Raw genomic sequence first — 2,998 nt, 5'->3', positions numbered from 1 at the left:
ACGATTAATCGATGCCCTTAGTCAATCTTCTGTGCCCGTTGTGCCGGGTGTTTCAAACACCGCCGATATTTTACTTGCTAAAGAATATGGCTTTACTGAGCAAAAATTATTTCCTGCCTCTTTGTGTGGTGGCGAGCAGTTTTTAAAAGCAGTCAGCAGCGTATTTGCTGATATTCGCTTTTGCCCAACAGGTGGCATTAATGAACAAAACTTTAAAGACTATTTAGCACTTAATAATGTGATGGCTGTGGGTGGAACCTGGGTTGCACAACCACAATGGGTACAAAGTAAAGACTATGACAAAATCACGCAAGCCTGCCTTCAGGTACTAAACAACAACTAATTAACATATTGACTGCCATACGTTGTCAGTGTAATTTACCTTTACATGCCACCGGTAGCAATAAACAAGCAGAACAGTTAAGGAATCTTCAATGCCGAGCAATATCGAACCTTTAGAATTGCACCCAGATCGTTTATTTTCAAGCGATCCTAGCGTCGTTGCTATCGCTAGAAAGTTATATGAATCAATTAAAGACTTACCGATAGTTAGTCCGCACGGTCACACTGATCCACGTTGGTTTAATGAAAATGAAAACTTTGGCAATGCTACTGAGCTATTTATAAAACCCGATCACTACGTGTTTAGAATGCTCTACAGTCAAGGTATCCCAATGACTGATTTAGGAGTACCTGAGCATGGGCTGCAAGGCGATATGGCTCGTTCAAAAGCAGCTGATCCTGAAAAAGTATGGCAAATCTTTGCTGATAACTATCACCTGTATGCCGGAACGCCAAGTGGCTATTGGTTAGATGCGGTATTTAGTGATGTGTTTGGGTTTACTGAAAAACTTTGCTCGGAAAATGGTCAGCACTATTATCAAAAAATTACAGCTGCGTTAGCAACACCCGAGTTCAAGCCTCATGCACTGATGGACCGCTTTAATATTGAACTAATTGCCACAACAGAAGGTGCACTTGATCAGCTCCCGCACCACCGCGCAATTGCAGGCTCTGCAATGGCAAAACGTGTGATCACCACCTTTAGACCTGATGATGTGGTTGATGCTAGCCGTGAAGATTTTATCGACAACGTAATTAAACTTGGTGAGATAACCGACCAAGATACAACGACTTGGCAAGGTTATTTAGCGGCAATTCAAATACGTCGTGATTACTTTCGTATTGAAGGACGTGCAACAGCAACCGATCATGGCCACCCTACTGCATTAACTGCTGACTTACCTACCGCAGAATGTGAAGCATTATTTGAAAAATGTCGAACAGGCCATTCAACGGAGCAAGAGCAAGAATTATTCCGTGGCCAAATGCTCACTGAGCTTGCCGGTATGAGCATTAAAGATGGTTTAGTGATGCAAATTCACCCTGGCGCGCATCGTAATCATAACCAAGCGGTATTTGATCAATTTGGCCGTGATAAAGGCTGTGATATTCCAAGCCAAACTGAATACGTTAATGCACTCAAACCACTATTGAGTAAATACGGAAATCACCCTGATCTTAAAATCATCCTATTTACATTAGATGAAACGACCTATAGTCGAGAACTTGCGCCACTAGCGGGTCACTACCCTAGCCTCAAGTTAGGTCCTGCTTGGTGGTTCCATGACAGCCCCGCCGGTATGCTTCGTTTTAGACAGCAAACAACTGAAACAGCTGGTTTTTATAACACCGTTGGCTTTAATGATGACACCCGCGCATTTTTATCAATTCCAGCTCGTCATGATGTTGCACGCCGCGTTGATTGTCGCTATTTAGCAGAGCTTGTAGCAAATCATCAAATTAGCGAAAGTACTGCCCAGACTCTGGCTTATCAACTAACCTATGGGCTAGTGAAAAAAGCATACAATCTCGATAAATAACAATAATAGAGCCACTTAATTTAAGTGGCTCAACCATTGAGGACACACAATGACTTTAAAAACATCACTGTTATCAAAGCGCATTTTGATGGGAACAGCTCTAAGCTCTAGCCTATTATTGATTGCATGCCAAGAACATGCAGATCTTAAAACACCACTGCAAGCGAGCGAAACTAACTCCCTTGGAAGCGCATTAGTTGCTAAAGTGGACATTGTTAATCCATCTTCGTTTAAACGCCCTGACGAGCCTATCTATCTTAGCTATTACGATTTAGGTCTTAGCCAAACTGCTGCTTTAACTGTAAAAACAGCGCAGCAAGTATTACCAAGCCAAGCAGTAGATATTGATTCAGACGGTGAACTTGATGGTGTGTATTTTATTGTCGATTTAAATGATAAACCGATTGAAGTCACCATTACACAGCAAAGTAGCCCATCAATCACAGCACAAACAAAACGTGTTCAAGCTGATCTTGCCCATAAACAAGGTGGTCAATGGCAGCCTCATTCTCGTCCGCCAAAACACCAAGTTGGCACAGGTAAAAAAGAGTATGTAGGCGGTGAATTTAAAAATGTTGATGAGTTAACACCACCAGATTATTACACCGATCATTCAAATTGGATCCGTTATGAAGGCCCAGGTATTGAGTCGGATAAAGTCGGTTACCGTTTTTATCTAGATTGGCGTAATGGTTTTGATATTTTCGGCAAATTAACAACACAACCTGTGCTACATACTGTCGGCCTTGATGGTTATTCTTCGTATCATGACAAACAAGACTGGGGCATGGATATCCTTAAAGTGGGTAAGTCTTTAGGTGCTGGCGGATTTGGTTTGATGGGTAGTAATGATGAGCTGGAACATGTATCTGATGTTAGCAAACGTACAGCACGGATTATTGAAAATGGCGATTTACGCGCCAGAATACACATTGAGCATTAAGGCTGGCAAAACACCTATCAACAGCAAGATTTAATAGCAAAAATTAGTATGCAAGCCGGCTCACGTTTGCCACATGTAGAACTGAACACTGACACAGATTTGCCTAATTTATTGGCCGGTTTGGTCAAACACCCTGAAAAAGAGATTATTATAGGTGCTCTGGATGCAATGC

2 protein-coding genes and 1 pseudogene are annotated in these 2,998 nt (G+C 42.0%); all 3 read left to right on the top strand.

Annotated elements, in window-relative coordinates:
* Positions 1 to 343 (top strand): annotated as a pseudogene (locus H5232_RS22760) (keto-deoxy-phosphogluconate aldolase); the annotation flags it as partial.
* 91 nt (positions 344 to 434) lie between these two features.
* The gene (uxaC, locus tag H5232_RS22755) at positions 435 to 1,883 is read left to right on the top strand and encodes a glucuronate isomerase (protein WP_182739305.1); all 1,449 of its coding nucleotides are present in this window, start codon (positions 435 to 437) and stop codon (positions 1,881 to 1,883) included.
* Between the two features lie 49 nt (positions 1,884 to 1,932).
* Positions 1,933 to 2,826, top strand: a complete 894-nt coding sequence (locus H5232_RS22750) for a DUF4861 domain-containing protein (RefSeq protein ID WP_259400187.1) — start codon at positions 1,933 to 1,935, stop codon at positions 2,824 to 2,826.
* Positions 2,827 to 2,998: the final 172 nt, after the last annotated feature.

The sequence above is a fragment of the Pseudoalteromonas sp. SG41-5 genome, assembly GCF_014164495.1.
Classification (GTDB): Bacteria; Pseudomonadota; Gammaproteobacteria; order Enterobacterales; family Alteromonadaceae; genus Pseudoalteromonas; species Pseudoalteromonas rhizosphaerae.
This window is presented reverse-complemented; position numbering and strand designations above follow the sequence as displayed.

Bases quoted from the DNA above. Each gene is read 5' to 3' on its own strand.
- uxaC (WP_182739305.1), top strand. From the start codon at position 435: ATGCCGAGCAATATCGAACCTTTAGAATTGCACCCAGATCGTTTATTT.
- H5232_RS22750 (WP_259400187.1), top strand. From the start codon at position 1,933: ATGACTTTAAAAACATCACTGTTATCAAAGCGCATTTTGATGGGAACA.